The organism is Streptomyces sp. NPDC056734 (genome assembly GCF_042790455.1).
GTDB lineage: Bacteria > Actinomycetota > Actinomycetes > Streptomycetales > Streptomycetaceae > Streptomyces.
This window is the reverse complement of record NZ_JBHTZD010000004.1, coordinates 377,377-403,446: the sequence shown is the minus strand read 5'-3', so window position 1 is coordinate 403,446 and position 26,070 is coordinate 377,377. Positions and strand designations below refer to the sequence as shown.

Genomic DNA, 26,070 nt, shown 5'->3' with positions numbered 1-26,070 from the left:
CGGTTGAAGGTGTTTCTCTCGTACGCGGCCGATGACGCCGACTGGACACGGCTGCTGGCCGAACAGCTCGCCGGGCACGGACTGTCGCCGTTCCACGACCAGTTGAGCATCGAGCCGGGCCAGGTCGTGCTCCACGAGCAGGAGCGGGAACTGCGCGCCTCCGCGCACGGCATCGCCGTGATCAGTCCGGCGTCGATGCGGGACGCGCGCGCCATGGACGAGTACGCGGTGCTGGCCACCGAGGCGGCCTCGAACGGCATGCGGTTCATCCCGGTGCTGCTCGGGCACGTCCCACGGCCCCCGTTCGCCGCCCAACGGGTCTGGCGGGACTTCAGCGATGCCACCGGACAGGAGTTCGTGGCCATGGCCGCCGAACTCGCGGCGGTCATCGCCGACCGCCCCCGCCCGGCCGGCGCCGGCCACTCCCCCGACACCCTGCGCGCCGCCCACCCTGCCCCGCCCCGCCCCCTCACACCCCCGGACGAGCCCGCGTTCGTCGTCTGCTACGCCCCCGCCGACGCCGCCTACGGCGGACGGCTGGCCCGCCGTCTGCGGTCGGCCGGACTGCCGGTGTGGTCGACGGACGATCTACGGCCCGGCGACGGCCACTTCTGGACGATCCGGCAGCAACTGCGGTACGCGGTGGCCGTCGTCGTCGTGATGACCCCGCACTCGCAGGACTCCGAGGACATCACCCGGATGATCCTGGAGGGCCAGGTCCACGGGCGGCCGTTCGTGCCCGTGCTGCTGGAGGGCGAGGTCAACTTCCATCTGGCCGCCACCTGGCATCTGAACGCCCGTGACGGCAGCCTCCCCGACGCGGCCCGGCTGGACCTGCTGCGCCGGCTGCACGACGACGTACGCCACCACCGCCCGGTCCGGCTCCCCGAGGCGCCGCCGCGCGCCCCCGGCGGCCGGTCCCGGGCCCCGGTGGTCGCGCTGACCCGCCCCGCGGCCCTCGAACAGCTGCGCGCCCATCTCACCGACGGCGAGTACGCGCACGCCGATCTGCTGACCACCCGGATCGTGCTCGAGACGGCCGGCCGGCTCACCGAGGGCTGGCTGCGCGAACGGCAGGCCGCCGAGGTCCCGCTGGATCTGCTGGCGAGCCTCGACGCGCTGTGGGCCGACCGCTCCGGCGACCGCCAGGGCTTCGGCCGTCAGCTCGCGCTCCTCGCGGGCCGGGGCCGCCGGGGCCCGCGCTTCACGGACCTGGGAGCGGCCCTGGGCTGGCGCGATTCCCCGGAGGACCCCTCGCCCCGCCTCTACCGCGACTTCGTACGACGCTCCGCCGCCGGGACGGGCGAGCCAGGACGCACAGGCGACACAGGACATCCGGACGACGCGAGACACCCGGGCGAGCCCGGACCCGACCGGCACCCCGGGTTCTTCCCCACCCTCCGTGACCCCGGACGCGAGAACGACCCCGACTGGTACGACCGTTGGACCTCGACCGTGCTGGCGGTGCACGCACGGCTGCGTGAGTGGAAGGCCACCCCATGACATTTTTCTCGATTGTCCTCCTGCTGTTGTTCGCGGGCACCGGATGGGCCATCTGGCAGGGGCGGGTGGTGGTGCCCCGCGAGCATGTCGGCATCGTCACCCGCCGCTTCGGCCTTGCGCACTCCGATCCCGCGTTCCGCGAGATCAACCCCGCCAAGGCGAAGGGTGTCCACGCCCGCACCCTGCTGCCCGGCAGCATCCACTGGCGCACCCCGGTGGTGCACAGCGTCCGGTACGTGCCCCGCGTGCATGTCCCGGCGGACATGATCGGCGTCGTCACGGCGCGCGAGGGGCAACTGCGGGCCGACGGCCGCACCGTGGGACGGCATGTCGAGTGCGACAACTTCCGCGACGGCGCGGCCTTTCTGCTCGGCGGCGGTGAACAGGGCGTGCAGGTGTCGACCCTGGCCGGCGGTCACTCGTACCACCTCAACACCCTGCTGTTCGATGTCCAGATACGCTCCCGGACCCATGTGCCGACCGGCACGATCGGGCTGGTGGAGGCCAAGGCGGGCGCGGTCAGGCCGCCGGACCAGCGGTTCGGCCGCCATGTCGAGTGCGACAGCTTCCAGGACGGGCAGGCGTTTCTGTCCGGCGGCGGCGAGCAGGGCAAGCAGCTCGCCATCCTGGGCGGCGGCACCTCGTACGCGATCAACCCGGAGCTGTTCAAGGTCATCACGGTCGACAACGTGGCCGAGTCCCGGGAGGGGCTGACGGCGCGGCATCTGCGGGACATCTCCATCAAGGAGGGGTACGCCGGGGTGGTCGTCACCCTGGACGGGGCCGAACCCTCACAGGACGCCGAGTCCGGCACGGTGGCGCCCCGGATCGCGGGGCACAGCAGTTTCCGCAAGCCCTGGGAGTTCCTCGCGGGGAACGGGCAGCGCGGCATCCAGGATGAGACCCTGGGCCAGGGCACGACGTACTCGCTCAACCCCTGGTTCGTGCGGGTGACGCTCATCCCGACCCGGGTGCTGATCCTGACCTGGCACAACAAGAAGGGCACGGAGACCGACAACTACGACGCGGACCTCGGGGAGATCGTCGTCAACGTCCAGGGCTTCGACCTGGCGGTGACGCTCTCGCAGAACCTCCAGATCCCGCCCCGGGTGGCGCCCAAGCTGGTCAGCCAGTTCGGCAACGACAGCCACTCCGACCTCGGGGGGCTCGTCGATGACCGGGCGCCCATGCGGAGGTTCGTGCGGGACGTCCTCGGGCCGACCGTCGCCGGGTACTTCGCCGAGATCGCCATGACCAGCTCCGTGCTCGACTTCCTCGCCAGCTATCAGGACATCCGCAAGGACCTCACCGACCGGGTCATGCACGCGCTGGAGAAGTGGGAGCTGGCGATGCTGGGCACCACCCTCGGCCGCTTCACCCCGACCGACCCCGTCCTCCTCGAACGCCTCAAGGAGAAGTTCTACGAGGAGATGCGCGGCGAAAGCCTCGGGGTGAGCCTGAAGAACGCCAAGCTGGAGGACCTGATCGACGAGTACCGGGCGCGGCAGGAGTCCCGTCGGGTCGCCGTCGAACTCAAGGCGGAGGTCGACCTGCTGGGGCCGGACAACGTGTCGATGATCCGGATCGTAAGGGAGTTCGCCAAGTTCGATGTCCCCGAGTACATCGGCGGCGGTGACATCTCGGCGCTTGTCCAGGCCCTGCCGATGGCCACGATGCAGGACATGCTGGCCCGGCTGCACGAACTGCGCCCGGCCGGCAAGCCGATCGCCGCCGCCCCGGGCGCCAGGGAGCTGACGGAGCCCGGGATGGAGACCCTCGAAGCGGGCCTCGACGACATCGGCGAGGCGGAGGAGGCGGCGGACGGGGACATCGACGACGAGGGGCGGGCCGGGGTGTGACGCGGGTAGGTGGCGGGGCGGTCACATGACGAGCCAGCCGACCACGACGAGCACACCGAGGAAGCAGAAGGCGAGCATCCCGTCCACCGCACAGCCCGGATTGGCGGTCAGCCCGGAGAGCCGGGCCTTGAACGCCGCACCCCGTGGGGCGGGCGGGTCCGGCGGGACAGGCGGGAGCGGGGCGGGTGGCCCGGAGGACCGGACGGCAGGCTGGGCGCGCGGTTGGGCGGCGGGCTGGGGGCAGGCTGGGGGGCGGGGCCGGACAGGTCGCCGCGAGGGCTGAGCCGACTGGTGCGAGTGGGAGGGCAGTGATGGCCTGGACTTTCTCGGGATGGCACATCCAGCGCCACCTCAAGAGAGGGACCAGGCAGCACGGCGTCTATGCCTACCCCGCGAAGAAGGCTGTCCAGGCCGTGAAACGGAAGGTCAAGACGCTGTGCCGAGAGGAATGATCCCGGAACAGGAGGGGAGACATGGCCGGTGTCGGACGTGGGCCGTTCCCGTCAGCTCGGTGAAGAAGCGGCCAGGGACAGGCAGGACTTCTCGGGGCCGTGCGGCGTGACCTGGGCTCGGACCGGGACGGCCGCCGGCAGGTCGACGGTGAAGCAGCGGGTGGCCATGGCCTCGGCCGGGCCGAGGACGGCGAGGTTCCGCTCGTAGGTGCGGGAGAACTGGACGAGGATGCGGGTGCCGTGCTCTGTGGGGCGCACCTCGACGAGTGCCCCGTTGCGCGGGCCGGCGATGGAGGTGCGGTCGAGGACGGCCTGGACGTCCTGGTCGGACGGGGTGGGGTCCTCGGCCGCGACCAGGGCGTCGGCGAACCGCGCCGCGTCTGTCCGGGTCGCCTCGAACGCCTCGCGCTCCCGGCCCGACTCGCGGTACCGGCCGACGGCGAACACGGTGACGAGGACCAGTGCTGGAATGAGCAGGACGGCGCCCAGGGCCTTCGCCCAGGGTGCGGTCCTTCCTTCTCGCTCTGCTTTCACGGGTTCCCGTCGCTTCTACGGAAGGTTGCCCACCGCGCGGCGGAAGGCGGAGGCGGCGGCGTAGGCGGAGGTGCCGGTGTTGTTCGGTTGGTGGCTCTCACGGCCGACCCACCAGGCGCCGCCAATCTCGCATTCGAAGTATCCGGGCCCCTGTCCCGCTCTCAGCTCGGCGACGACGGACCCTTGCTTGCCCTCCAGGTAGACGGCCTGGATCCTCGCTCCCTGCCTGCGTTGTGCAGGTCAAGGGCGGTTCCCCTGACCGATGACGAGTCGGGGGCGGCGCCGGCCGGCCCCGCGCCCCGCGCCCCGCGCCTCGCGCCCCGCGCCCCGCGCCCCGCGCCCCGCGCCCCGCGAAGAGTGCGGCGATTCACCACGCGGGCGCAGGTCCTCGTGCCGTGCCCGCGAGGCGGTACCACGCGAGCGGCGCGGCGACCAGGGCGATGGCCGCGGTGACGCAGAACGTCCGCACGAAGTCCGGGGACGCCGGGTGCTCACCGTGGAGCAGGACCAGCAGCGCCAGTCCGATGGAGCCACCGGTGTACTGCGCCGTTGTCACCAGGGCGCTTCCCGTTCCGCTGCTTGCCTGCGGAAGGTCCCGGGTGCCCGTGATGAACATCGTCGTGAACGCCATTCCCTGCCCGAAGCCGCTGAGCAGCAGTCCCGGCAGGATGCCCGCCGCGTATCCGCCGTCGGTGCCGGCGGCCAGGGCGAGCACCAGGAGCCCGGCCGCGCCGGTGACGAAGGCCGTGGACAGCAGCCGTCGCAGCGGCATGCGGCCGGCCAGTCGGCCGGCGACCGTGTTCCCCGCGACGATGGCGCCGGCCAGCGGAAGGAACGCCAGGCCCGCGGCGAGCGCGCTGTACGCCCGCACGTCCTGGAGATACAGGGTGACGAGATAGAACTCGGCCCCGAAGCTCGCCATGTACAACGCCGCGACCAGGCAGGCGACCTGAAGGGTCCGTACGCGTAACAGTGTCCGGGGCACGAGGGGGCGGTGCCGGCTCTGGCTGAGCGCGAGCAGCCCACCCGCCAGGACCGCCACCAGCAGTGCGGCGGCGACGACGGTCGGGTGGGGATGCGCGCGGGAGAGTTCGGTGAAGGCCAGGATGACGGCGACGACCGTGGTGCACGCCGAGAGGGTGGCCAGGGCGGCGACGGGAACCCGTGCTCGGGTCGCGGTGGAGCGGACCGCGTTTCCGGCGGCGAGCAGACAGACGGCCACGATGGGGATGTTCACCCAGAAGATCCACTGCCAGGAGGCCACCGCGAGGATGCCGCCGCCGGCGGTGACGCCGAGGGCGAGGCCGACCGCCCCCGTGGTCCCCCACACGCTCACGGCCCGGTCCCGCTCCGGTCCGGCCGGGTAGGCGGAACTGAGCAGCCCCAGTGTCGCGGGCACCAGCAGGGCCGCCGCCACGCCCTGACCGACGCGCGCCGCGATCAGGAGCGCCGCCGAACCCGAGAGCGCGGCGGCTGTCGAGGACACGGCGAAGAGCAGCTGGGCGGTGACGAACACCCGGCCGGCGCCGAACACATCCGCCAGTTGTCCGCCCAGCAGCAGGAATCCGGCGAAGAAGATCGCGTACGCGCTCACGATCCATTGCAGCGCGACCGCGGAGAAGTTCAGGCTCTCGCCGATGTCGGGCAGCGCGACGTAGATGATGGAGAAGTCGAGCGCCACCAGCAGCTGCGCACCGGCCAAAGCCGTCAGCAGGCGCGCTCCGGGAGACGGTAAGGGAGCAGTTGGCAAGGTCGGCCTCCACAGGTCAACTGGTCGTCCCAGAGCGACGAGCGCCTTCATGAACACGTCTCAGAACCGCTCTGTGTCCAGATGCGTCGCCACCGGGGCGTTGGGGGTCCTCCCCGTGACACCGTAGAGGTCGGTCACCGTCGCACGGCGGGTGAAGGCGTCATCCGGCCCGATGGCCTTGTGCACACGCGCACGCACCGGACACCGCTCGTCGACCGGCCCTCCAGCGGGCGGCAGGGCCGAGCCGTCGGTCGCCCGGCGGACGTCGGCCCCGTCGCCCCGCGGCGTCAGCTCCCGGTCAGCTCCCGTACCGCCCGCACCAGCGCCGCGTTGTCCGTCGCGGCCGTGCCGTCGGGCAGGGTCGTGCCGTCCTCGAAGCCGATGCGGGTCTGGTGGCCGTCCTCGGCGGCGGCGCGGACCAGGGGCCAGACCGTGGCGCCCTCGCCGTGGTAGAGGATCGGGCAGGTCACACCCGCGGCGACGATACGCTCCGCCATCGCGCGGGCCGCGGTGACCGCCTCCTCGGGGTCCTCCTCCACCGGCTCGATCAGGATGCGCACGTTGTGGTGCAGGGTCGGGGAGGCCAGCAGGGCGGGGACGTCGTCCATCGTCCAGACGGCGCTCTCCAGGACCATGCCCCGTTCCAGGACCAGTTCGGCGGTCTCGGTGGCGCCCTCCTCGCAGAAGGCGACGGAGGCGAAGTCGGGCAGCACGTCCCAGGACTTGACCAGTTCGTAGCGTTCCTCGGGGCCGGAGCAGGTCCACAGGCCGGTGGTGGTGCCGACCACCGCTTCGGGGGCGGTGGCGCGGATCGCGTGCAGCACCTCGGCGAGCGCGTCGGGGCGGATGGACTGCCCGCCGTCCGGGGTGCGCACATGGAAGTGGACGACGTCCGCTCCGGCGGCGAGCACCGCGGCGGTGTCGGCGGCGATCTGCTCCGCGGTGACCGGGACGGTGGGGTGCTCGGTCCGGGAGCGCCCGCCGTTGACGGCGGCTTTCAGAAACACGGTGGTCCTTTCAAGGGGGTATGGCGTAGGGGGGTGAAGCACAGGGGTGAGGGGTGGTGCAGAAAGGCTTACGGGGGTGAGGGCGGCGGCGAGCCTCGTCAGGCGAACGCGCCCAGCCCCCGGCCTCAGGCGAACGCGCCCAGCCCCCGGAGGGTCTCCGTCGCGCCCGTGAGGGAGCCCAGGGGCTTGCCCTGGTGGAGTTGGGCCACCAGCGCGGGTTCCTCGGCGTCGTCCTCGATGGCCTCGTCCAGGACCGCGGCGAGGCGGCCGGCCGGGGCGATGATCAGGCCGTTGGCGTCGCCCAGGACCAGGTCGCCGGCGTGCACGGGGACCCCGCCGCAGGTGACGGGGGCGCACAGGGAGCCGTCGGCGAGGCCGTGCAGCTTGGTGGTGAGCGGGGTACGCCCGAAGGCGTACACCGGGAGGCCGACCTCGCGCAGGGCGTCGATGTCGGTGCACAGGCCGTCGACCACCGCACCGGCGGCGCCGCGCGCGGCGAGGGCGTTGACCAGGACCTCGCCCAGCGGGGCGTGCCGGCGGTCGCCGCCGGTGTCGAGCACGATCACATCGCCGGGGCCGACCAGTCCCGCCGCGTGGTGCAGCATCGTGGAGTCGGTCGCCGTGGTGCGGACCGTCACCGCCCGGCCGACCAGCTTCCCGGAGCCGGCCATCCGCTGGAGCGCCGGGTCGCAGAAACCTTCCTCCAGATAGTGGCCGAGGGTGGGGAAGTCGACCGTGCGCAGCCGTTCGGCGAGGGCGGTGTCCAGGGGGGCGGGCAGGTCGCGGATGTCCAGGGGCATGGGACGGGTCACCTCGGTCCGATGATGATGCGGCGGTTGCGGAGCACGGGCAGGACCGTGCGGGCCCGGTCGATCCGGTCCTTGTCGGCGTCGACGACGAGCAGCGAGCGCTCCTCCTCGCCGAGCGCGGCGCGGACCACGCCCAGGGGGTCGACGGCCATCGACATGCCGATGCAGTCGGGGGTGGTCAGCGAGGACGCCACGACCCAGCAGGTGTTCTCGATGGCGCGGGTGCGCAGCAGGGTCTGCCAGTGGTCCTCCTTCAGCGGGCCCTTGACCCAGGCCGCCGACACCGCGAGCAGGTCCGCGCCCATCTCCACGAGGGAGCGGGTGAACTCCGGGAAGCGGATGTCGTAGCAGTTGACCAGTCCGACGTTGAAGTCACCGATGCGGACGACGACCGGGCCGGTGTCGCCGCGCTGGATGCGGCGCGACTCCTTGTAGTCGAAGGCGTCGTACAGATGCATCTTGCGGTAGAGCCCGAGGACCTCGCCCTCGGCGTCCACGGCGGCCATGGTGTTGTACGGGAGTGCCGTGCCGCTGTCCTCGTAGCCGGCGGCGATGACCGCGATGCCATGGGTGCGGGCGATGCGGGACAGGCCCTCCAGGAAGGGCTCCCAGTGGGCGACGGCGAGTTCCCTGAGCTGGGCGTCGGTCTCGGTGCTGAAGTCGGAGGGGAGCATCGACTCCTCGGGGAAGACGACCAGTTCGGCGCCCGCGGCGACGGCGTCGGCGGTCATCTCCTCGATGACGGCGAGGTTGGCGACCGCGTCGGCGGTCGGGGCGAATTGTGCTGCGGCGACCTTCACGGTCGTATCTCCTTGTGCGGGGGGACGGGGTCGGGCAGGGACCGGCGGCGGGCCGGATGCGGGCGGCGCGGGGACCGGCTGCCGTTGGGATGTGGGCGGCGCATGGCGGAGGTCATTCCGCGAGCAGCCGGGACCGCTCGGGGTCCCAGCCCGCCCGGAGGGGCGATCCGGCGGTGAGGCCGCTGCGGTCGGGGCCGCGGGACTCGGAGACCAGTTCCGTGCCGTCGGTGAGGGTGAGGTGGTAGCGGGTGGCGTTGCCCAGGTAGACGATCTGCTGGAGGGTGCCGTCCAGGACGGTGCCGCAGCCGGGCAGTTCGGCGTCCGGGGCGGCGAGGCGGACGCTCTCCGGCCGGACCGCGAGATGCGCCTGGGTGCCGGGGGCGAGCCCGTGGCCCTCCGGGGCCGCGAACCGGCCGAGGCCGGGGACGTCGACGAAGGTGCCGTCCAGGGTGCCGGTGAGGAAGTTGGACGTACCGATGAAGTCGGCGACGAAGCGGGTCGCGGGGCGTTCGTAGATCGCCTCGGGGCTGTCGACCTGGAGGACCCGGCCGCCGTCCATCACCGCGATGCGGTCGGACATGGTCAGGGCCTCCTCCTGGTCGTGGGTGACGGTCACGAAGGTCACCCCGACCTCGCGCTGGATCTTCTTCAGCTCCAGCTGCATCTCGGCCCGCAGCTTCTGGTCGAGCGCGCCGAGCGGTTCGTCCAGAAGGAGCAGCGAGGGCCCGCCGATCAGGGCGCGGGCGATGGCGACGCGCTGCCGCTGGCCGCCGGAGAGCTGGGCGATCGAACGGTCGCCGTACGCCTCCAGACGGACCAGTGCCAGGTACTCCCGTACCGCCGCGGCGATCTCCGCCTTGGGGCGGGACTTGCGCACCTTCAGTTCGAAGGCCACGTTCTCCGCGACCGTGAGGTGCGGGAAGAGGGCGTAGCTCTGGAAGAGCATGTTCAGGTCGCGCTTGTGCGGCGGGACGGAGTTGGCGGGGACGCCGCCCAGCTCGACGGTGCCCTCGGTGGGCGTCTCGAAGCCGGTGATCATCCGCATGAGGGTGGTCTTGCCGCAGCCGGAGGGGCCGAGGATGGAGAAGAACTCGTTGCGGCGGATGTCGAGGGTGACGTCCTGGACGGCGGGGGTGGTGCCGAAGGTCTTGCCCACGCCCGTGAGCCGTACCGCCGGGGCGTCGGTGTCGGGGAGCGCCGCCCTGGGGGCGGTCTTCGTGGTGGTCATCGTCAGGACGCCTTCACCTTGGTCCAGCCCTGCTGGAAGTACTTCATCGCGGTGCCCGGGTCGAGCAGGAAGTCCGCCTTGGCGATGGCCTCGTCGGAGGCGTAGACGGCCGGGTTCTCCAGGGCCTTCTTGTCCTTGATGAACTCGCGGGCCTGTTCGTTGGTGCTGGCGCTGCCGCCGTCGTCGGTGGCCATGGCGGCGATCTCGGGCTTGAGGAGGTAGTTGATGAACTGGTAGGCGGAGTCGGTGTTCTTGGCGCCCTTGGGGATGGACAGGCCGTCCGTCCAGATCGAACCGCCCTCCTCGGGAAGGACGTAGTGCACGTTCGGGTTGGCGGCGACCACCTTGGCCATGGCCGTGCCGCTCCACGCCTGGGCGGCGCACGCCTGGCCGGTGGAGAGCAGCTGCGGGTAGTTGGTGGAGTTGTAGCCCGCGAGCATCTTCTTCTGGTCGGTCAGCGCGTCGGTGGCGGCCTTGATCTCGCCCTCGTCGGTGCTGGTGGCGCGGGCGCCGGTCACCTGGAGCCCGGCGATGTACGCGGCGAGCATGTTGTCCAGCATGTAGACCTTGCCCTTGTACTTCTCGTCGAAGAGCGTCTGCCAGCTGGTCGCCGACGGGATGCACTTGTCGTTGTAGGCGAAGCCGGTGGTGCCCCAGATCCACGGGATCGAGTACTTGTTGCCGGGGTCGTAGGACGGGTCGCGGAATTTGTCGGCGAGGTTGTCCAGGCCCTTGATGCGGGAGTGGTCCAGCGGCTCGATCAGCTGCTGCCCGATGAGCTGCTGCACGCTGTACTGGCTGGGCTCGATCAGGTCGTATCCGGCCGAGCCCGAGCTGAGCTTGGCGGTCATCGTCTCGTTGCTGTCGAAGGTGTCGAGGGTGACCTTGATCCCGGTCTCCTGCTCGAACTTCTTCACCACGGAGTCGGGGATCTCCCCGGCCCAGGCGTAGATGTTCAGCTCCTTGCCGCCGCCGGAGGACGCCGAGCCCGAGTCGGAGCCGCCGCAGCCGGTGGCGATGAGGGCGGTGACGGTGGTGACGGCGATGGCGAGGGCGCCTCTGGAGACACTTCTTGCGCGCATGGGGTGGTGCCTTTCATGAGTGACACGTGAGTGACAGAAGAGCGAGGAGGAGCAGGGCGGGGCAGAGAGGGAAAGGGGCGGGTCAGGCGCGGTCGGCTCCGAGCAGGACCCGGCGCATCTGCCGCAGGCCCACGCCGACGATGATCAGCAGGGTGAAGAGCACGAGCAGCGTGCCCAGCGCGTTGATCTCCGGGGTCAGACCGCCCTTGAGCATCGAGTAGACGCGCAGCGGAAGGGTGGTGCTGCCGACGCCGTTGGTGAAGGTCGACATCACGATGTTGCCGAAGGAGATCGTGAAGCTGAGCAGCCAGGCGGCGAGCAGCGGCTGCCGCAGCAGGGGCAGGGTGATCCGGCGGAACGACTGCCAGGGGTTGCACCCGAGGTCGGTGGCGGCCTCCTGGAGCGAGGGCTCGAGCGCCGCGTAGGCGCCGAGGACGATCAGCGAGGCGTACGGCAGGGTCACCACGACATGGCCCAGGACCAGGGTCGTCATCCCCAGGTCGACGTGCATGGCGCCGAAGACGGACAGCAGGGCCACGCCGAGCACGATCTCCGGGATGATCAGCGGCAGGAACAGCCCGCTGGAGAAGAGTGCCTTGCCGCGGCCGCGGAGCCGGGCCATGCCCATGGCGGCGAGCAGTCCGCACAGGGTGGCGAGGGTGGCGGAGATCAGCGCGGTCTCGGCGCTGATGCGCAGCGCGGCGAGCAGTTCGGTGTTGTCGGCGAGCTGCCCGTACCAGCGGGTGCTGAAGCCCTCCCATTTGTAGGTGACTTCGGAGTCGTTGAAGGAGAGCACCACCACCACGACGATGGGGATGTAGAGGAAGGCGATGACGCCACGGGCCAGCCAGGCGGTCACGGTGTCGAGGGCATGCTTCATGCGGACTTCCTCCTCAGCCGCCGGACGGCCAGTCCGAACACCGCCATCGACGCCACCATCAGCAGCAGCAGTACGACCGAGGCGGCGGCGCCCATGGGCTGGTTACGGAACTCGGTGTAGAGGGTGACGATGAGATTGCCGACCAGTTGGTCCCGTCCGCCGCCGAGCAGCACCGGGATGACGAACACGCCGAGGGTCGGGATGAAGGTGAGCAGGGCCGCGGCGAGCATGCCGGGCCGGGCGATCGGCAGCAGCACCCGGGTGTGCACCCGCCACCAGCCGCAGCCCAGGTCGCGGGCGGCCTCGCCGAGGGAGCCGTCGACGCCGCGCAGCGAGGCGTAGATCGGGAAGATCGCGGTGGGCAGGAAGGCGTACACGAGGCCGATGAAGGAGGCACCCTGGCTGGGGATCCACTGGGTGCTGCCGTCGGTGAACCCGATGGCGTCGGTCAGGCTGTTCACCGGGCCGCCGGGGCTGAGCAGATTGATCCAGGCGAAGGTCCGCACCAGGAAGTCGGTCCAGAACGGCACGATGATCAGCAGGAGCAGCAGCATCTGGCGCTGCGGGGACCGGCTGGACAGGTAGTACGAGACGACATAGCCGAGGACCAGGCAGACGGCGGTGTTCAGGGCCGCCATGCCCAGGCTGTAGCTGAAGACCTTGAGATAGACCGGGTCCATCAGGTCCTGGTAGTTGGACAGGGTCCAGCCGCCCTGGATGCCGCCGTAGGCGTCCGCCGAGGCGAAGCTGTTGCGCACCACCAGCAGCAGCGGCACCAGGACCAGTCCGAGGACCGTGATCCCGGCGGGGGCGAGCAGCAGCGTCGTCACCATGGCCCGGCGGGCGCGCGGCTGCCGGGCGGCTCCGCCGCCGGAGGCCGGACCCGATGCCTGCCCGGACCCCGCCCGGCCCGCGCCCGGCCGCTCGGCGGGGGCGCCCGCGGCGGTCGCCGTGACCGTCACCGGAGCGTCCGCCGGGGTGTCGGGGGGAGAGGAGGGATGGTGTGTCGCATGTGCGGGAACTCCTTGTCCGGACCGGGGCGGGCTCCGGCCCTCGGCGCTGAGATGTCGGATGGGGAAAGCGTGGTGGAACGGGCGACGACCCGAAAGATGAGTCCGCAACGAATCCCGTGGAAAGTGGCAGCGTTTTCCACGCGTATCGCAGCGGGGTGCGGATGTGACCGACGACATTGACACTCCTGGGCCCTGGGCATAAAGGTGCAAAGAGCAACTGGTGCAAAGAGCAACTACTGTCCCGTGGCCACGGCCTCGCAGCCGCCCTGGAGGTTCCCCGATGATCGACGACCTGGACCGGCAGATCATCGATCAGCTCAGGGTGGACGGCCGGCGCTCCTTCGCCGAGATCGGGCGGACGGTGGGCCTGTCCGAGGCGTCGGTGCGGGCCCGCTACCAGCGGCTCCAGCGCAAGGGCGTGGTCCAGGTCGTCGGCATGACGGACGCGGTGCGCATGGGCGAGATGGAGGTCCATCTCGCGGTCCGGGTGCACCACATCCCGGTGGCGCTGGTGGCCCGCGAGATGTCACGGATGCCGGAGGTGCGGTACGTGGCCTCCTGCGTGGGTCCGTACGACCTGATCGTCGACGTCCGCTGCCGGGACCTGGAGCATCTGGCCGAGCTGCTCACCGAGCGGGTGCGCCGGGTCAACGGGGTCGCGCACGCGGAGGCGCTGACCGTGCTGGAGGTCATCAAGGACTCGTATCTGTGGGCCGGGTTCCGGGAGGTGCCGGTGCGGCCGGAGAAGCGGATCATTCCTGGGTGAGGGTGGGGGCCCGGCGAGCCGGGGAGAGCGGTTCACTCCTCGGCGACTCCCTGGCCCACGGCGGTGGCGAGCCCCTGCCACGAGTAGTCCTTGAACAGCTCCAGCAGCAGAAGCACCTGCACGCGGGAGACCCCGGGCAGCATCCGGATGTCGTCGAGCAGCTGGACGAGCTGGGCCTGGTCGCGGCAGGTTCCCTCCAGGAAGATGTCCTGGCTCCCGGCGCACAGCGCCACATGGTTGATCATCGGCATGCCGGAGAGAGTCTTGGCCACCGCCCTCGGGGTGAGGTCCCGCACCCGGATCATCAGCCGTACGGACTGGTGCCCCAGCCGCAGCGGATCGCACAGGGCGACGATCCGCAGCACCCCGCTCTCCTGGAGCCGGGCCACCCGCTGCCGCACGGTCCCCTCCGAGACGCCCAGCTCACGGGCGAGCGTGGTGTAGGGCGTCCGGCCGTCGCGGGTGAGGGTACGCATGATCCTGCGGTCGGTGTCGTCGAGCACGCCCCCACCATGTCATCCGAAACGCGCCAAGTTGACCGAATGTGTCACCTGTCACAAATCAGCCGATACGAGGGGTTCCATACAGTTCTCCGTACAGTTCTGATAGTTCTGATGGATCTGATGGATCTGATGGATCTGATGGATCTGATGGATCTGATGAATGTGACGGATATGGACGACCTCGGCGGTCTGCCGTCGGCCCGGCACAAGCCCGCAGTCCGTCCGTAAACCGGCGTCCGCGCAGCCGCAACCCGCAGTTGAGGCGCTGCGGAGAACCTCTGCGAGTGTGACAGCCGCACAGACGCCGCCGGACTCGCCGGACCCGCCCGACCCGCCACAGGACACCGCCCCGACGGCCCGGTACGCGGGGGTGCGCCGGGCGTTCCGGCGGGTCCCGGTGCGCCGGATGCTCGTCCTTCTGCCGCTCGCCCTGGTGACCGCCGTCGCCGTCCAGCACCGTGAGGTGCTCGTGGCGGGCTTCCGGCAGCTGGCGGCGGCCGAGTGGCCCTGGCTGCTGGCGGCGGCCGGGGCGACCTGTCTGACCTGGGTGGCGGCGGCGGTGACCCGGCAGGGCGCGGTGGTGGACCGGCTGCCCGCGCTGCGGTTGCTGGTCACCCAGTTCGCGGCCGGGTCGGCGAACCAGTTGCTGCCCACCGGGCTCGGCGCGAGCGCGGTCAATCTGCGGTTCATGACGGTGTGCGGGCTGCCCCTGGCCCGCTCCTCGGCGGCCCTCGCGCTGTATCTGCTGGCCGAGGCCGTGGCCCGGGTCGGACTGCTGGCGGCCCTGTTCATCGCCTTCCCGGACGCCCTGCGGCTGGACTCCCTGGTCCCGGACGGCGTGGCGCTGCCCCTGCTGGCCGCCGTCGGCGGTACGGCCGTCGTCGCCCTGACCGTCCTCGCCCTCGTACGACGGCTCCGCACTCCCGTCGTCACCTTTCTGCGCATCGCGCTCGGTGAGGCCCGTACCGTGCACGCCCATCCCGCGCGGGCCCTCGCGCTGTGGGGCGGGTCGCTGGCCTTCCCGGCCCTCCAGGCCGCCGGGCTCGCGGCCGTCGGGACGGCGCTGGGGCTGCCGGTGCCGCCCTGGCACATGGCGCTCGCCTATCTCGCGGCCACGGTGGCCGTGGCGGTGGTACCCACCCCGGGTGGACTCGGCTCGGTCGAGGCGGCGCTGATCGTGGCCCTGGTGGCGGCGGGCAGCCCGGTCACCGTGGCCACGGCGGTGGTCCTGGCGTACCGGATCATCACGGTGTGGGTTCCGCTGGTGCCGGGGGCGCTGACGCTGGGGGCGCTTGTGCGGCTGAAGGTGATCTGAGCCGGGGCGGATGCGAGCCAGGGCGGATGCGAGCCAGGGCGGATGTGAGCCGGGGCGGATGCGGGTGAGGTTGCGGGTGAGGATGTGGGTCATACGGCCGGCGTAGCGCCGACCGGCCGCGCCGGACATCTGGAGAGCCGCGTCGACCTGCGGTGATCTCCCTTCCGTACGGTCCCACGCGCGGCAGCCTCCGAACGCCGGGCGTCTCGCGTCCTGACGATGGAAGCAGCGGCGGACTCTCCGTATGGGTGGCCGACCCGCCGCCTACGTGGCCCGACCCGCCGCACTGGTGGCCGGTGCTCCGCGTCAAGAAGCAGGCCCGCCGAACCACACCCGCCTCGCCGCATCTCCGTCAGCAAGGGAGCACACCGTGCGTGTCTTCGTCACCGGCGCGACCGGATTCATCGGCAGCGCTGTTGTCAGCCAGTTGCTGGACGCCGGGCACACGGTCGTCGGGCTCGCCCGTTCGGAGGGGGCCGCCGCCGCGCTGGCCGCCGCCGGAGCCGAGGCGCATCGCGGCGCCCTCGATGATCTCGATTCCCTGCGGAGCGGGGCGGACGCGGCGGACGGTGTGATCCACACCGCCTTCATCCATGACTTCTCCGACTACGCCGCCGCCTCACTCACCGATCTGCGGGCCATCGAGGCGATCGGCGAGGCCCTCGCGGGCTCGGACCGCCCCTTCGTCGTCACCTCGGGCGTCGCCGGAGTCTCCCCGGGACGGGTGGCCACGGAGGAGGACCCCGCCGACCCCGCCGTACCGGGCGCTCTGCGGGCCCCGGCCGAGCAGGCCACGCTGGCGCTCGCGGAGCGCGGGGTGCGCGCCGGTGTCGTACGGCTGCCGCCGTCGGTGCACGGCCCGGGCGACAAGGGCTTCGTGCCGACGCTCCTCCGGATCGCGCGGGAGAAGGGCGTCGCCGCGTACATCGGCACCGGCACCAACCGCTGGCCCGCCATGCACCGGCTGGACGCGGCCCGGCTGTTCCGGCTGGCGCTGGAGGCGGCCCCGGCGGGCTCACGGCTGCACGGTGTCGACGACGAGGGCGTGCCGTTCCGGGACATCGCCGGGGCCATCGGCGAGGGACTGGGAGTGCCGGTGGTGTCGATCGCCGCCGACGAGGCCATCGACCACTTCGGCCCATTGGGCACCTTCGCCGCCACGGACGTCCCGGCGACGAGCACCCTCACCCGCGAGCGCCTGGACTGGCACCCGCAGCAGCCGGGCCTGCTCGCGGACCTGGCGGAGGGCCACTACTTCCGGACGTGACGCACCGCTTCCCGACTTCCCGACTTCCCGAATTCTCGATCTGCCGGCTTCTCGATCTGCCGGCTTCCGGACGAGAGGGCTTCCCGAGGCGACGGCTCCTCGACGCGACGGCTTCCCGACGCGACGGCCCGCAGCAGCCCAAGAACCTCACCACGGCACCGGCCGCCCGTCCCGGAAGAACCCCCCGTTCGGCCCGTCGTCCGGCAGGGTCGCCGCCCACACCACCCCCGCCGCCCCCTCCGCCACCGGACGGCCACCGGCGCCGCCCATGTCGGTGGCCACCCACCCCGGGCACACCGCGTTGACCAGCACCCCACGGCCGCGCAGCTCCCCCGCCAGCAGCCGGGTGAGGGCATTGAGCGAGGCTTTGGAGACGGCGTACGCGGGGATGCCGCCGCTCATCGACGCCAGCGAACCGGCCTCGCTGCTGACGTTGACGACCCTCGCGCGCGGGCTGCGTTCCAGCAGCGGGAGCAGGGCCTGGGTGACCCGCCAGGCGCCGAACAGATTGGTGTCCAGGGCCCGCCGCACCTCCGCCAGATCGGCGGCGACGGCCCGGGCCCAGGTGTCGTAGAGGATCGCGGCGTTGTTGACGAGCACATCGGCGCGGCCGAACCGTTCGGCGACCCAGGTCCCCAGCGTGTCCACGCTCGCCGGATCGGCGACGTCCAGCCGTACGGGGGTGACGCGCTCGCCGCCGGGGTCGATCCGGGCCGCCGCGGCCTCGCCCTTGGCCAGGTCGCGGGAGCCGAGGACCACCCGGTGACCCCGGTCGGCGAGTTGCCGTACGACCTCGTGGCCGATGCCCCGGTTGGCGCCGGTCACCACGGCGACCGGCGTCGTTCCGCCGTCCCCGGCCCGCTGCTGTGCCATCTGCGAACTCCCCGTGGCCGAGCCTCTCGGTACGAACTGGTGTGCCCTGTACGGCAGTATGAGCGAATCGCGCCCCGCCGCCAGCCGAGCGGGGCGAGTTGCCCGATCCCGGAACGAACCGGAACGAACAGGTGAGCACGTGACAACACTCCCCACCCGGCCGCCGACGCCCCCGGGCGCCGCACCGCGTCTGTCCGGAGGTGACCGATGGACCGCGCGCTGACCGTGGACGATCTGATGCTGGCCGGGATCGCCCTGGCCGCCGGTGTGCTGGCGGCGCTGCTGCTGCGGGTGCTGCTGCGCTGGCTGGGCAAGCAGGCCGACCGCACCCGCTGGAGCGGCGACGACGTGCTCGTGGCCGCGCTGCGGATCATGGTGCCGTGGGCGGCGCTGGTGGGCGGCGCGGCGGCCGGGGCGGCGGTGCTGCCGCTGACGGAGACCGTGCAGCACCACACCAACCAGACGCTCACCGTGCTGCTGATCTTCGTGGTGACCGCCGCGGCGGCCCGGCTGATCGCCGGGACGGTGCAGTCGGTGACGCTGGCCCGCTCCGGGGTCGCCGGTTCGGCCACCATCTTCGTCAACATCACCCGCGTCCTGGTGCTGGCCATCGGTTTCCTGGTGGTGCTCCAGACGCTGGGCGTGTCGATCGCCCCGATGATCACCGCCCTCGGCGTCGGCGGTCTGGCGGTGGCACTGGCCCTCCAGGACACCCTCGCCAACCTCTTCGCGGGCATCCACATCCTCGCCTCCAACACCGTGCAGCGCGGTGACTACATCCGGCTGAGCAGCAGCGAGGAGGGCTATGTCGAGGACATCAACTGGCGGCAGACGACCGTGCGCAACCTCTCCAACAACCTGGTCGTGATCCCCAACGGGCAGCTCGCCAAGACCAACATGACCAACTTCATGCGCCCCGAGCAGGAGCTGACCATCCTGGTCCAGGCCGGGGTGGCGTACGACAGCGATCTGGACCAGGTGGAGCGGGTCACGAACGAGGTCGTCGGTCAGGTGATGGCCGAGGTCGACGGCGCGCTGCCGGACCATGAGCCGATCGTGCGGTTCCACACCTTCGGGGACTCGCGGATCGGGTTCACGGTGATCCTGGGTGTGGGCGAGTTCAGTGACCAGTACCGGATCAAGCACGAGTTCATCAAGCGGCTCCACCAGCGCTACCGCAAGGAGGGCATCCGCATCCCGGCGCCCACCCGGACGGTGGCGTTGCAGCAGGGGGCGGTGGTGATCCCGCAGCAGCGGGGCGGGAGCGCGGGCGCGGAGAACGGGCCGGGCGAGCTGCCGGCGGCGCGGTTCGAGTAGCCCGAGCGGGGCGGAGGGCGGGGACCGGCCCCCGTGGCCCGTCCGCCCCTCCTCCCCCGCGTCGCGAAACCTGTCCGCCGAACCCCTGTCGGTCGACCCCCCGGCACGAGATATCTTGATGTCGAGCAATGTTGCAGACGTGGAGCGGAGCACCCGGTGACTGACTCGACCATCATCTACACGCACACTGACGAGGCCCCCGCCCTGGCGACGTATTCGTTCCTGCCGGTGGTCAAGGCGTACGCGGCGCAGGCCGGTGTCCCCGTCGAGACGCGGGACATCTCGCTGGCGGGCCGGATCATCGCACTGTTCCCGGAGTACCTCGCCGAGGACCAGCGGATCCCGGACGCGCTCGGTGAGCTGGGCGAGCTGGCCAGGACGCCCGAGGCCAACATCATCAAGCTGCCGAACATCTCGGCGTCGATCCCGCAGCTCAAGGCCGCCGTCGCCGAGCTGCAGAGCCAGGGCTACACGCTGCCGGAGTACCCGGACGACCCCAAGACCGACGAGGAGCGCGACATCCGCGCCCGCTACGACAAGGTCAAGGGCTCCGCCGTGAACCCGGTGCTGCGCGAGGGCAACTCGGACCGCCGCGCCCCCGCCTCGGTGAAGAACTACGCCAAGACCCACCCGCACCGCATGGGCGCCTGGTCCGCCGAGTCGAAGACCGACGTCGCCACCATGGGCGTGGACGACTTCCGCTCCACCGAGAAGTCGGTCGTGCTCTCCGAGGCCGGTTCGCTGCGGATCGAGCTGGTCGGGGACGACGGCTCCACGACCGTGCTGCGCGAGTCCGTACCCGTACTCGAAGGCGAGGTCGTCGACGCCTCCGTCATGCGGGTCGCCGCGCTGCGCGAGTTCCTCACCGCCCAGATCGCCCGCGCCAAGGCCGACGGGGTGCTGTTCTCCGTACACCTCAAGGCCACGATGATGAAGGTCTCCGACCCGATCGTCTTCGGCCATGTCGTGCGCGCCTTCTTCCCGGACACCTTCGCCCGGTACGGGGCTCAGCTCGCCGCCGCCGGTCTCACCCCGAACGACGGTCTGGGCGGCATCCACAAGGGCCTGGAGGCACTGCCCGAGGGCGACGAGATCAAGGCGTCCTTCGACGCCGAGCTGGCCAAGGGCCCGGCCCTCGCGATGGTCGACTCGGACAAGGGCATCACCAACCTGCACGTCCCGTCCGATGTGATCGTGGACGCCTCGATGCCGGCCATGATCCGCACCTCCGGCCACATGTGGGGCCCGGACGGCCAGGAGGCCGACACCCTCGCGGTGCTCCCCGACTCCTCCTACTCCGGCGTCTACCAGGCCGTCATCGACGACTGCCGGGCGAACGGCGCCTACGACCCGTCCACCATGGGCTCGGTCCCGAACGTCGGCCTGATGGCGCAGAAGGCCGAGGAGTACGGCAGCCACGACAAGACGTTCGAGATCCCGGTCACCGGCACGGTCCGCCTGGTCGACGCGAACGGCACCGCCGTCATCGAGCAGGCCGTGTCCGCCGGTGACATCTTCCGCGCCTGCCAGACCAAGGACGCCCCGATCAGGGACTGGGTGAAGCTGGCCGTCACCCGCGCCCGCGCCTCCGGCGACCCGGCCGTCTTCTGGCTGGACGAGACCCGCGCCCACGACGCCAACCTGATCGCCAAGGTCGAGGCGTACCTGCCGGAGCACGACACCGAGGGCCTGGACATCCGTGTCCTCGCCCCGGTCGACGCCACCAAGCTGTCGGTGGAGCGCATCCGGCGCGGTGAGAACACCATCTCCGTCACCGGCAATGTGCTGCGCGACTACCTCACCGACCTGTTCCCGATCCTGGAGCTGGGCACCAGCGCCAAGATGCTGTCGGTGGTCCCGCTGATGGCGGGCGGCGGCCTGTTCGAGACCGGCGCCGGCGGCTCCGCGCCCAAGCATGTCCAGCAGCTGGTCAAGGAGAACTACCTGCGCTGGGACTCGCTCGGGGAGTTCTTCGCGCTGGTCCCGTCCCTGGAGCAGTTCGCGAAGACCACCGGCAACGTCCGCGCCCAGGTCCTCGCGGACACCCTGGACCGCGCCACGGCGACCTTCCTCGACGAGGACAAGTCCCCGACCCGGCGCGTCGGCGGCATCGACAACCGGGGCAGCCACTTCTATCTGTCGCTGTACTGGGCGCAGGAGCTGGCCCGGCAGACCGACGACGCCGAGCTGGGCAAGGCGTTCGCGCCGCTCGCCGAGAGCCTCGCGGCGAACGAGCAGACGATCGTGGCCGAGCTGAACGCCGTCCAGGGGTCCCCTGCGGAGATCGGCGGCTACTACCAGCCGGATGCGGCCAGGGCGGCCGAGGTCATGCGTCCGTCGGCCACGTGGAACGCGGCGCTGGCGTCGCTGAGCTGACGGTTACCTCCGGCGGCGACGCGGGACACCACGAGGGCGGGACACCACGGGGTGGGACGCTCCCCGCAGCGGCCGGGTCCCGACCGGTACCGTCCGGTCGGGGCTCGGCCGTGCACGGCGCGTCGGCGGCTGCGTTTCGACTGCGGGCCCGGTGGGGGCTGGTCGCGCAGTTCCCCGCGCCCCTGAGGACGTCGGGGTAACCCGCGCCACCACGCCCTCGGGGACATCGCGAACACCTCCCGGGGGGCGTCGCGGTCGCCGGCCTCACCGGGCCCCGGCCGGGGGCGTCGCGGGCACCCGCGCCGCCAAGCCCCGCCCCGCTGCGCGAACATTGCCCGTGCGTGTCGTTTGTAACGTCGTGTGACGTGTTCGTTGCGGGGCGCGCGCGGCCCCTGTGCGGGTCTTCCTCCCCGTGCTTGTCTCGTCGCGGATCCCCCGGGTCCCAGGTTTGGGATCCCGTATCTCCGATCGCCGCTCTCCCGCCGCACGAGGAGCACCACCATGACGACGAGCCAGCCCATCGACTCCGTCACCGCCGGTCACACCCCCGAGGACGTGGCCGCCGGGCCCGACACCTCGGCCTGGTCCTTCGAGACCCGGCAGGTCCACGCGGGGGCCGCGCCCGACCCGACGACCGGTGCCCGCGCCACCCCGATCTACCAGACCACCTCCTTCGTGTTCCGGGACACCCAGCACGCGGCCGACCTGTTCTCGCTCGCCGAGCCCGGCAACATCTACACCCGTATCCACAACCCCACCCAGGACGTCTTCGAGCAGCGGATCGCCGCGCTGGAGGGCGGCGTGGCGGCGGTCGCGCTGGCCTCGGGGCAGGCGGCGGAGACCCTGGCGATCCTGACAGTGGCGGGCGCGGGCGACCACATCGTGTCGAGTACGTCCCTGTACGGCGGCACGTACAACCTGCTGCGGCACACGCTCCCCCGGTTCGGCATCGAGGTGTCGTTCGTGGACGACCCCGACGACACCGAGGCATGGTCGGCCGCGATCCGCCCGAACACCAAGGCGCTGTTCGCCGAGACACTGGGCAACCCGCGCGGCAACGTCCTCGACGTGCGGGCGGTGGCGGACGTCGCCCACGCGGCGGGCGTCCCGCTGATCGTGGACAACACCGTGCCGACGCCGTACCTGCTGCGCCCGATCGAGCACGGCGCGGACGTCGTGGTGCACTCGGCGACCAAGTTCCTCGGCGGTCACGGCACCACGATCGCCGGGGTGGTCGTGGACGGCGGCACCTTCGACTTCGGCGCCCACGCAGACCGGTTCCCGGACTTCACCGAGCCCGACCCCAGCTACCACGGCCTCCAGTACTGGCCGGCCCTCGGCCCGGGCGCGTTCGCGATCAAACTGCGGGTGCAGCTGCTGCGCGACCTCGGCCCCGCCCTGTCCCCGCACTCCGCGTTCCTGCTGCTCCAGGGCGTGGAGACGCTGAGCCTGCGCCTGGAGCGGCACTCGGCCAACGCCCAGGCGCTCGCCGAGTGGCTGGAGCAGCGCGACGAGGTCGCCGCCGTCCACTATCCGGGCCTGCCGTCCAGCACCTGGTACGAGGCCGGGCAGAGGTATCTGCCGCGCGGCGCGGGCGCGATCGTCTCCTTCGAGCTGCGGGACGGCATCGAGGCGGGCAAGCGGTTCGTGGACGCGGTCGAGCTGTTCAGCCATCTCGCCAACATCGGGGATGTCCGCAGCCTGATCATCCACCCGGCGTCCACCACGCACAGCCAGCTCGACGCCGACCAGCTCGTGGCCACCGGCACCACGCCGGGCCTGGTGCGGCTGTCCGTCGGCATCGAGAACCTCGCGGATCTGAAGGCGGATCTGGAGGCCGGCTTCCGCGCCGCCAAGGGCGCGTCCTGAACGCGACGACCACCGCCGAGGTCCCCCTCCCGGCCTCCGGGGGGTGGCGGGAGGGGGACCCACCCGGCCGACGCCAGTGGTGGCGCCGGCCGGGTGGGCCGCTGCCGCTGGAGGCGGGCGGCGCGCTGCCTGGCGTACGGCTGGCGTTCGAGATCTGGGGCACCCTCGCCCCGGACGCCTCGAACGCCGTGCTGGTGCTGCACGCCCTCACCGGGGACAGCCATGTCAGCGGTCCCGCCGGGCCGGGGCATCCCACGCCCGGCTGGTGGCAGGGGCTGATCGGGCCGGGGCTGGCCCTGGACACCGACCGCTGGTTCGTGGTCGCGCCGAACGTACTGGGCGGCTGCCAGGGCAGTACGGGACCGTCCGCGCCGCGCCCGGACAGCGCACGCGCCTGGGGCGGCACGTTCCCCTTCCTGACCCAACGCGACCAGGTGAACGCCGAGGCCGGGCTCGCGCGGGCGCTCGGCATCGCGCGGTGGGCGCTGGTGATCGGCGGCTCGATGGGCGGGATGCGGGCCGTGGAGTGGGCGGTGTCGTACCCCGGGCGGGTGGGCGCGCTGCTGCTGCTCGCGACGACGGCCGCCGCCAGTGCCGAGCAGATCGCGTGGGCGGGCGCGCAGCTCACGGCGGTCCGCGCCGACCCCGACTGGCGTGGCGGCGACTACCACGGCACCGGGCGCGGCCCGCACACCGGCCTCGGTCTGGCCCGCCGGATCGCCCATGTCACCTACCGCAGCGAACCGGAGCTGCACCTGCGCTTCGGCCGTGGGCCACAGGGCGCCGAGGACCCGTGGCGGGGCGGCCGGTACCAGGTCGAGTCGTATCTCGACCACCACGCCGGGAAGCTGATCCGCCGCTTCGACGCGGGCAGTTACGTCACCCTGACCGAGGCCATGAACGCGCACGACGTGGGCCGCGCCCGGGGCGGCACTCGGGCGGCGCTGAGCCGGGTCACGGCCCGCACACTGGTCGCCGGGGTGGACTCCGACCGGCTGTATCCGCTCGCCCAGCAGTCGGAGCTGGCCGCGCTGATCCCGTCCGCCGACCGGCTCCGGGTGATCGAGTCGCCGTACGGGCACGACGGGTTCCTGATCGAGACCGGGCAGGTGGGCGCGCTGGTGCGGGAGCTGATGGGCTGAGGTGCGCCGGGCGCGGATCCGGTGTCGCGCGGGACTCACCAGTCCCGGGGCTCGACCACCTCCTCCAGGTCGGCGTCCTCGAACCCGTACGTCTCCGCGATGAACCAGAAGTCCATGGCTATCTCGTCCCGCGCCACCGTCTCGATCTCGCTGTCCGCCGCCCAGAACTCCTCCTGGAGCGTGTTGAACTCCTCGGTCGCGGCATGGGTGAGGGCATAGAACGCCTCCACGTCGGCGGGCCGCTCCGCCTCGATGCGCTCGCACAGCCGCACCAGGATGTCCCGGCCCTTGTCCACCAGCCGGTCCGGGTAGTAGTCGTCGCCGTAGAGCAGCTTCAGGAAGGCGCGGCCCGCGGCCCGCTCGTCGGTGATCGGCATGAGGTTCCCCCCTCGTTCGTGGCGGTGACACCTTGTGCGTCACCCTGTCCTCGATCTTGCCGTACGCCACTGACAACGCCCCGGAGCCGCCCGATGCCCCACCCCGCACCCGCCTCCTTCGAGCTGCTGCCCGGCGCCGCCCGCTCCCCCGTGCTGCTGCACGTCCCGCACGCGTCCCGCGTGATCCCGCCCGAGGTGCGCGCCGGGATCGTCCTGGACGACGCGGCGCTCGCGCGGGAGCTGGACCACATCACCGACGCGCACACCGACCGGATCGCCGCCGAGGCCGCCGCGCTGGCCAAGGTCACCCCGTGGCGGTTCGTCAACCGGCTCTCGCGGCTGGTCGTGGACCCGGAGCGGTTCCCGGACGAGCGCGAGGAGATGCTCGCCGTGGGCATGGGCGCCGTATACACGCGGACCACCCACCGGGAGGCACTGCGGGCGGAGGGCACCGATCCCGGCCCGCTGGTCGAGCGGTACTTCCACCCCTACGCGCGGGCGGTGACGGACGCCGTCGCGGACCGGCTGGCGGCCACCGGACGGGCCGTGATCATCGACGTGCACTCGTACCCCACCGCCGCCCTCCCCTACGAACTGCACGGCGAGGGACCGCGCCCGCCGGTGTGCCTGGGCACGGACGCCTTCCACACCCCGCCCGAGCTACGGGCGGCGGCCCGCGCGGCGTTCGCGCGGTGCGGGGAGACGGGGCTGGACAGCCCGTTCGCCGGGACGTACGTACCCCTCACGTACTACGGGAGCGACCCCCGGGTGAGCGCGCTGATGGTGGAGATCCGCCGCGACACGTACATGACGGAACCGGGCGGCCCGGCGACGGCGACACTGCCGGACCTGGCCTCGGCACTGGCGGAGCTGGTGGAGACCGCGTCCCGATGACCGGGCCCGGTGGTGGCCGGTGACGCCGCCGGATCGGGCCCGGCCCGGCGGCCGGTGACCAGGCCCGGCCCGGCGGCCCCGACAGAGCCGGGCGACCCGGCAACTGCGGCGCTCACCGACCTGGCCCTGTCGCCGTCGGCGCCGGCGGACGGCGTCCCGGTGACCGGGCCGGCGGGTGGCCGGCGACGCCGCCGGATCGGGTCCGGCCCGGGCGGCCAGTGACCAGGCCCGGCCCGGCGGCCCGGTCACCCGTCGCCGTCGGAGCCGGCGGACGCCGCATCCCGGTGACCAGGCCCGGCGGATGCCCGATGCCTCCGCCGGACAGGGCCCGGCCAAGCGGCCGATGATCGGGCCGGGTCCCATGGCCGGTGGTCAGACCGGGCGCCATGCCCGGTGGTCAGGCCACGCCCGGTGGCCGCTGATCAGACCCGCCCGATGGCCGATGCCTCCGCCT

22 protein-coding genes are annotated in these 26,070 nt (G+C 72.0%); 10 read left to right on the top strand and 12 right to left on the bottom strand.

Annotated features, from left to right (window positions below):
• Positions 1 to 9: 9 nt before the first annotated feature.
• Positions 10 to 1,503, top strand: a complete 1,494-nt coding sequence (locus ACFRFC_RS08160; protein WP_382687488.1) for a TIR domain-containing protein — start codon at positions 10 to 12, stop codon at positions 1,501 to 1,503.
• A complete protein-coding gene (locus ACFRFC_RS08155; RefSeq protein ID WP_382687274.1) occupies positions 1,500 to 3,362 on the top strand; it encodes an SPFH domain-containing protein in 1,863 nt (620 codons plus the stop codon). The genes ACFRFC_RS08160 and ACFRFC_RS08155 overlap by 4 nt, the downstream gene beginning before the upstream one ends.
• Positions 3,363 to 3,865: 503 nt before the next feature.
• Here the strand turns inward: ACFRFC_RS08155 and ACFRFC_RS08150 are convergent.
• The 9 genes from ACFRFC_RS08150 to ACFRFC_RS08110 form a co-directional block, all read right to left on the bottom strand.
• Positions 3,866 to 4,348 carry a hypothetical protein gene (locus tag ACFRFC_RS08150; RefSeq protein WP_382687272.1) on the bottom strand — a complete coding sequence of 161 codons (483 nt, stop codon included), beginning with the start codon at positions 4,346 to 4,348 and terminating at the stop codon, positions 3,866 to 3,868.
• Between the two features lie 367 nt (positions 4,349 to 4,715).
• Complete coding sequence (locus ACFRFC_RS08145; protein ID WP_382687270.1) at positions 4,716 to 6,050, bottom strand: MFS transporter; 1,335 nt, start codon at positions 6,048 to 6,050, stop codon at positions 4,716 to 4,718.
• Between the two features lie 335 nt (positions 6,051 to 6,385).
• Positions 6,386 to 7,105 (bottom strand): 3-keto-5-aminohexanoate cleavage protein, encoded by a 720-nt coding sequence (locus ACFRFC_RS08140; RefSeq protein ID WP_382687267.1) that lies wholly within the window; start codon positions 7,103 to 7,105, stop codon positions 6,386 to 6,388.
• A 125-nt stretch (positions 7,106 to 7,230) separates the two neighbouring features.
• On the bottom strand, positions 7,231 to 7,905 hold the full coding sequence (locus ACFRFC_RS08135; protein ID WP_382687264.1) for an RraA family protein: 675 nt from the start codon (positions 7,903 to 7,905) through the stop codon (positions 7,231 to 7,233).
• An 8-nt stretch (positions 7,906 to 7,913) separates the two neighbouring features.
• The gene (locus tag ACFRFC_RS08130; RefSeq protein WP_382687261.1) at positions 7,914 to 8,714 is read right to left on the bottom strand and encodes a carbon-nitrogen hydrolase family protein; all 801 of its coding nucleotides are present in this window, start codon (positions 8,712 to 8,714) and stop codon (positions 7,914 to 7,916) included.
• 112 nt (positions 8,715 to 8,826) lie between these two features.
• A complete protein-coding gene (locus ACFRFC_RS08125) occupies positions 8,827 to 9,942 on the bottom strand; it encodes an ABC transporter ATP-binding protein (protein WP_382687259.1) in 1,116 nt (371 codons plus the stop codon).
• 2 nt (positions 9,943 to 9,944) lie between these two features.
• Positions 9,945 to 11,024, bottom strand: a complete 1,080-nt coding sequence (locus tag ACFRFC_RS08120; RefSeq protein WP_382687256.1) for a PotD/PotF family extracellular solute-binding protein — start codon at positions 11,022 to 11,024, stop codon at positions 9,945 to 9,947.
• Positions 11,025 to 11,106: 82 nt separating this feature from the next.
• The gene (locus ACFRFC_RS08115) at positions 11,107 to 11,904 is read right to left on the bottom strand and encodes an ABC transporter permease (RefSeq protein WP_382687253.1); all 798 of its coding nucleotides are present in this window, start codon (positions 11,902 to 11,904) and stop codon (positions 11,107 to 11,109) included.
• The gene (locus tag ACFRFC_RS08110) at positions 11,901 to 12,866 is read right to left on the bottom strand and encodes an ABC transporter permease (RefSeq protein WP_382687250.1); all 966 of its coding nucleotides are present in this window, start codon (positions 12,864 to 12,866) and stop codon (positions 11,901 to 11,903) included. Before ACFRFC_RS08110 ends, ACFRFC_RS08115 begins: the two co-directional genes overlap by 4 nt.
• A gap of 331 nt (positions 12,867 to 13,197) precedes the next feature.
• Here ACFRFC_RS08110 and ACFRFC_RS08105 point away from each other — a divergent pair, with 331 nt between their 5' ends.
• The gene (locus ACFRFC_RS08105; protein ID WP_382687248.1) at positions 13,198 to 13,683 is read left to right on the top strand and encodes an Lrp/AsnC family transcriptional regulator; all 486 of its coding nucleotides are present in this window, start codon (positions 13,198 to 13,200) and stop codon (positions 13,681 to 13,683) included.
• Between the two features lie 32 nt (positions 13,684 to 13,715).
• Here ACFRFC_RS08105 and ACFRFC_RS08100 read toward each other — a convergent pair whose 3' ends face one another.
• A complete protein-coding gene (locus tag ACFRFC_RS08100; protein WP_382687245.1) occupies positions 13,716 to 14,186 on the bottom strand; it encodes an Lrp/AsnC family transcriptional regulator in 471 nt (156 codons plus the stop codon).
• 406 nt (positions 14,187 to 14,592) lie between these two features.
• Here ACFRFC_RS08100 and ACFRFC_RS08095 point away from each other — a divergent pair, with 406 nt between their 5' ends.
• Together ACFRFC_RS08095 and ACFRFC_RS08090 are read left to right on the top strand one after the other, a co-directional pair.
• Positions 14,593 to 15,501 (top strand): YbhN family protein, encoded by a 909-nt coding sequence (locus ACFRFC_RS08095; RefSeq protein ID WP_382687485.1) that lies wholly within the window; start codon positions 14,593 to 14,595, stop codon positions 15,499 to 15,501.
• 370 nt (positions 15,502 to 15,871) lie between these two features.
• Entirely contained in the window at positions 15,872 to 16,768 is an 897-nt protein-coding gene (locus tag ACFRFC_RS08090) for an SDR family oxidoreductase (protein ID WP_382687242.1), read from the top strand.
• 147 nt (positions 16,769 to 16,915) lie between these two features.
• Here the strand turns inward: ACFRFC_RS08090 and ACFRFC_RS08085 are convergent, their stop codons facing one another.
• Positions 16,916 to 17,641: an SDR family oxidoreductase gene (locus ACFRFC_RS08085; protein ID WP_382687240.1), complete on the bottom strand. Its 726-nt coding sequence runs from the start codon at positions 17,639 to 17,641 to the stop codon at positions 16,916 to 16,918.
• A 207-nt stretch (positions 17,642 to 17,848) separates the two neighbouring features.
• Between ACFRFC_RS08085 and ACFRFC_RS08080 the strand changes: the two genes are divergently transcribed.
• The 4 genes from ACFRFC_RS08080 (at position 17,849) to ACFRFC_RS08065 (ending at position 24,345) form a co-directional block, all read left to right on the top strand.
• Complete coding sequence (locus ACFRFC_RS08080) at positions 17,849 to 18,958, top strand: mechanosensitive ion channel family protein (protein ID WP_382687238.1); 1,110 nt, start codon at positions 17,849 to 17,851, stop codon at positions 18,956 to 18,958.
• A gap of 156 nt (positions 18,959 to 19,114) precedes the next feature.
• Positions 19,115 to 21,334, top strand: a complete 2,220-nt coding sequence (locus ACFRFC_RS08075; RefSeq protein WP_382687235.1) for an NADP-dependent isocitrate dehydrogenase — start codon at positions 19,115 to 19,117, stop codon at positions 21,332 to 21,334.
• A gap of 501 nt (positions 21,335 to 21,835) precedes the next feature.
• Positions 21,836 to 23,203: a bifunctional o-acetylhomoserine/o-acetylserine sulfhydrylase gene (locus ACFRFC_RS08070; protein WP_382687232.1), complete on the top strand. Its 1,368-nt coding sequence runs from the start codon at positions 21,836 to 21,838 to the stop codon at positions 23,201 to 23,203.
• Entirely contained in the window at positions 23,200 to 24,345 is a 1,146-nt protein-coding gene (locus tag ACFRFC_RS08065) for a homoserine O-acetyltransferase (RefSeq protein WP_382687484.1), read from the top strand. Before ACFRFC_RS08070 ends, ACFRFC_RS08065 begins: the two co-directional genes overlap by 4 nt.
• 35 nt (positions 24,346 to 24,380) lie before the next feature.
• On the opposite strand, the gene ACFRFC_RS08060 is transcribed toward ACFRFC_RS08065, so the two are convergent.
• Positions 24,381 to 24,722, bottom strand: a complete 342-nt coding sequence (locus ACFRFC_RS08060; protein ID WP_382687229.1) for a DUF5713 family protein — start codon at positions 24,720 to 24,722, stop codon at positions 24,381 to 24,383.
• Positions 24,723 to 24,815: 93 nt separating this feature from the next.
• Here ACFRFC_RS08060 and ACFRFC_RS08055 point away from each other — a divergent pair, with 93 nt between their 5' ends.
• Entirely contained in the window at positions 24,816 to 25,616 is an 801-nt protein-coding gene (locus ACFRFC_RS08055) for an N-formylglutamate amidohydrolase (RefSeq protein ID WP_382687226.1), read from the top strand.
• Positions 25,617 to 26,070: the final 454 nt, after the last annotated feature.